3 protein-coding genes are annotated in these 3,355 nt (G+C 63.6%); all 3 read right to left on the reverse strand.

Translation table 11 applies throughout. From position 1 onward, the window contains the following. A partial coding sequence (locus M1V25_RS10105) for a hypothetical protein (protein ID WP_498843196.1) occupies window positions 1–270 on the reverse strand: 270 nt, incomplete at its 3' end. Between the two features lie 4 nt (window positions 271–274). Then, window positions 275–1,558, reverse strand: a complete 1,284-nt coding sequence (locus tag M1V25_RS10110; RefSeq protein WP_498843197.1) for a glycosyltransferase — start codon at window positions 1,556–1,558, stop codon at window positions 275–277. Continuing rightward, window positions 1,555–3,165, reverse strand: a complete 1,611-nt coding sequence (locus M1V25_RS10115; RefSeq protein ID WP_498843198.1) for a hypothetical protein — start codon at window positions 3,163–3,165, stop codon at window positions 1,555–1,557. Before M1V25_RS10115 ends, M1V25_RS10110 begins: the two co-directional genes overlap by 4 nt. Between the last annotated feature and the right edge of the window lie 190 nt (window positions 3,166–3,355).

A 3,355-nucleotide genomic window follows, 5' to 3' on the forward strand; every position in this document is an offset into this window, starting at 1 on the left:
GCCCAGGATTTCCTCCATCGGCTTCGTGCGAAATCCATACCATCCGCTCGAACCCGCCAGAATGATGAGGCGCCCGCCAGTCTTGCGGGCGGCGGAGTCTTTTTTGCGCTGGACCACCGCCTCGACCCAATATTCGTCGTGCGTGGCCACGGACCGATAGCCGTAGAGCAAGGCCACCGTCCATAGCCCCAAGGCCACGACAAAACCTGCCGCCAGAACGAGCAAAAAGAGGAAAACTTTTTTCCAGGAATAGAGCATTTCAGTACGCAAGCAGTCAGGTAAGCGTGGGTTCGCGCGGCGCATGCGGCGCGAGAGACTGGTAAAGTTGTAAGTACTTCCCCGCGTAAATATCCAGAGAATATTTCTCGACGGCCTGCTGCCGCGAATGGGCGTTGAGCCGCAATCGCAGGGCCTCGGAGTCGAGAATTTCGCCGAGATGATCCGCCAGTTGCCCGCAGTCGAACGGTTCCGCGAGGAAGCCCGTTTCCCCGTGCGCGATGGCGTCCGGCATGCCGCCGATGCGGAAGGCGGTGACCGGACACCCCGAGGCCATGGCCTCGAGCACGGTGCTGGCGAAATTTTCCTCGCGCGAGGGGGCGGCAAAGACCTGCGCGGCGCGGTAGGAATGCAGGCGCAGCGGGGTTTCCAGGCGGCCCAGGTCGAAGGCCGGCACCGGAATGTCCGCCCATGGAATGTCCTTCGTGGTCCCGTAGATGGCGAGTCCAAAGTCGGGTCCGCGTCTCGCGTGCAACCGGCGCACGGCGTCCAGCAGCAGGTCAAATCCCTTGCGCGGTTCGGAGGGGATCTGGGCGCCAAAGAGGATCAGCGGCAGGTCCGGCGGCAGCTTGAGGAGGGCGCGGGAGGCCGCGGCGTCGCCGGGGCGGAAGGTTTCCGTGTCAATGCCGCTCGGGATCGTCTCGATGCGCCGCCCCTGCACCAGGGGGCTGCGCGAGGCATCCTCCGCCATGCTGCGGCTGAGGGTGACAAAAACCGGTTCGCAGGCCGCGTAGGCGCGTTTTTTGCGATGCCAGTTGAGGCGGGAAACATCGCGCTCCGTGGACGATTCGATCTGCGGACAGGTCCCGCATTTTTCCGCGTATTTCCCGCAGCCGAAGGTGTAGGGACAGCCGCCCGTGATGGGCCAGAGATCGAGCAGGGAAATGACGAGCGGCTTGTTCAGCCGGGCGAGTTGCTCCGGTGTGAGCAAGCCGAGGGTGATCCATTGCACATGCACCACGTCGGCTTCCGCCAGCCAGGGGTGGGCCTGCACGCGAAACCGCGGCAGCCAGTTGGTGTGCAGCCGCGGGTTGCGCCAGTGCCCGCGCATCCAGGGGGCCTGGGGCAACTCGGCCAGATAGGGCAGGAGGTTTCCGAGTTTTTTCAGCCCCGGAATTTCCTTCGCCCGTGCGATGTCGGGACGGTCGGCCAGCCCGGCGTCGGCATTGGCGCAAAGGATGCGGGAAACGGCGCCCGCTTTTTGGAGCTGACGGTTGAGTCCATCAATCGCGGTCCACGCGCCGCCCTTGCCGGCGTAGTGGCTGAGGTGAAGGACGTTCATTCCGTGGCGGCGTAGTCGGGCGTGTCGCCCCGGATCGCCCACTCGGCCCAGGCCCGCAGGTCGCCGTGGGCTTCCACTTCGGCCAGGGTGCGGACACGGGGCCGCAGCCGGGCATGCTCCAGATCGCCGGCACCGCGCGGCGGGCGCATCTTCGACTCAAAACTGCGCAGTTCCCAGGGACGGAGTTTGAACGCCGCGTAAAAATGCTGCCGGGCCAGCAGGGCCTGGGCTTCGGTGGGGGCAGGCACCCCGGGAAGCGCGGCCAGCAGGGCAAGATATTCCGCGGAGGTCGCAGGATCCATGGTGAACCCCAGGCCCGAATACCGCCCCGTGCCCGCCGTGATCACGGTTTTGCCAAAACACGCCATCTCCATGCCGCTGGTGCCGCGAACTATGACGCCAAAATCCGCATGTTCAAAAATCGATCGCGTGCTGATGCCGCAATCCGGCAGCAGCAGTTTCACATGCGGGGGCAGTTCGCCGATTTTTTCCCGGATCATCACCATCTCGGCCAGCTCACCGGAGATGCCCTCGATCTCGCGCTTCCAGGTGTTCACCGGATGCAGCTTGATCAGCCAGTTCACGCGCGGATTGGCACAGGCGGCGCGCACCGTTTCGATGAACCACTCGCCGTTGTCCCGGAAAAGATCCTGACCGTAAAACAGGTTGGCGTCCCACAGCACCGAGGAAAAAACCACCGCGACGGGCAGGGCCGGATCAAGCCCGAGAGTGGCATCGATTTCGGCGCGGGATTTTTCCGTGGTCGAAATCTGATTGCGATTCTGGAGATACCAGCGCCCACCGTACCGGTCCGCGAAAAGTTGCTGCACGGCCTCCTCATGAGCTTCCGTCCAGGGACGCTCGCCCACCCGGCGCAAGGTCACGGCCGAGACCGTGGCCGGATGAACCCGCCGCGTTTCACGGGTCAGCCGCCAGAAAAGCATCGCATCCTCGCGGTTCGGTTGGATGAATTGAAAAACCCGCACCCCGCGCTCAATCGCCGTATCCACCAGGCTCGCGGAGAAGGTGTAGTTCGCCTCGTTCAGACAAAGCAGGGCAGGACGCTGCTCGTCCAGCAACCGCCCCGCCGTGACCACAAAGGTGACCGCCGTGGCAAGCTGCGACTCGACCTTCGCCCGCACATCGGGTGCGTTGACATCAAAACCCGCGGAGAAAATTTTCCGCGAAATGCTGGCGAGGATTTGCGGTCCCACCAGGCAACCGCGGAACTTCCAGCCCTTGACCGCATCGAACGACTCGCCCGCCGCACGGACTTCCTTTTTCCATTCGTCCAATTCCCCCTCCGACGGCGTCCGGTAATAATCGTCGAAAAACAAATGGTCGTGAAACCCCGCGCAGTGCAGCCAGCGCCGGGCGAGGCGCAGCGAACGGTTTTTCAAAAGGTACACCACCCGGTATCCCTGCAACCGCAGGCCGAGGCCAAGCATCGCCTCGGTTTTCACCGTGTATTCCCAGTCCCCCATGCACGAGATCAGAGCCAGCGGGGCGTCGGGAGGCGGCAGCGGGGCCTGACGCGAAAAACTCCATTCCGGCCACTCCCGGAAGAGGCGCAGGGTAGAGAGAAATTTATGGGACTTCCAAAACATCACAGACGGAACCTTTCAATTACCGGGCGAGCGCGTGCAGTCCCTGCGGGGTCACGGCAAAGGCAAAAACCGTAACTTTCCCACTCGGTTCCACCACCCGCTCGACGCGGAGAGTCCGCAGTCCGGCCTCCACCAAAAGCCGGCCCAGCGACTCCGGCGAATACAAATGGGCGTGGGCGGACCCCAGGAT

It is taken from the genome of Candidatus Nebulibacter yamunensis (genome assembly GCF_024208055.1).
GTDB classification, from domain to species: domain Bacteria; phylum Pseudomonadota; class Gammaproteobacteria; order Francisellales; family Francisellaceae; genus Caedibacter; species Caedibacter lacustris.

What these genes read in the sequence shown, in the direction of transcription:
- M1V25_RS10110 (WP_498843197.1), bottom strand. Translation starts at nt 1,558, where the DNA reads ATGAACGTCCTTCACCTCAGCCACTACGCCGGCAAGGGCGGCGCGTGG.
- M1V25_RS10115 (WP_498843198.1), bottom strand. Translation starts at nt 3,165, where the DNA reads ATGTTTTGGAAGTCCCATAAATTTCTCTCTACCCTGCGCCTCTTCCGG.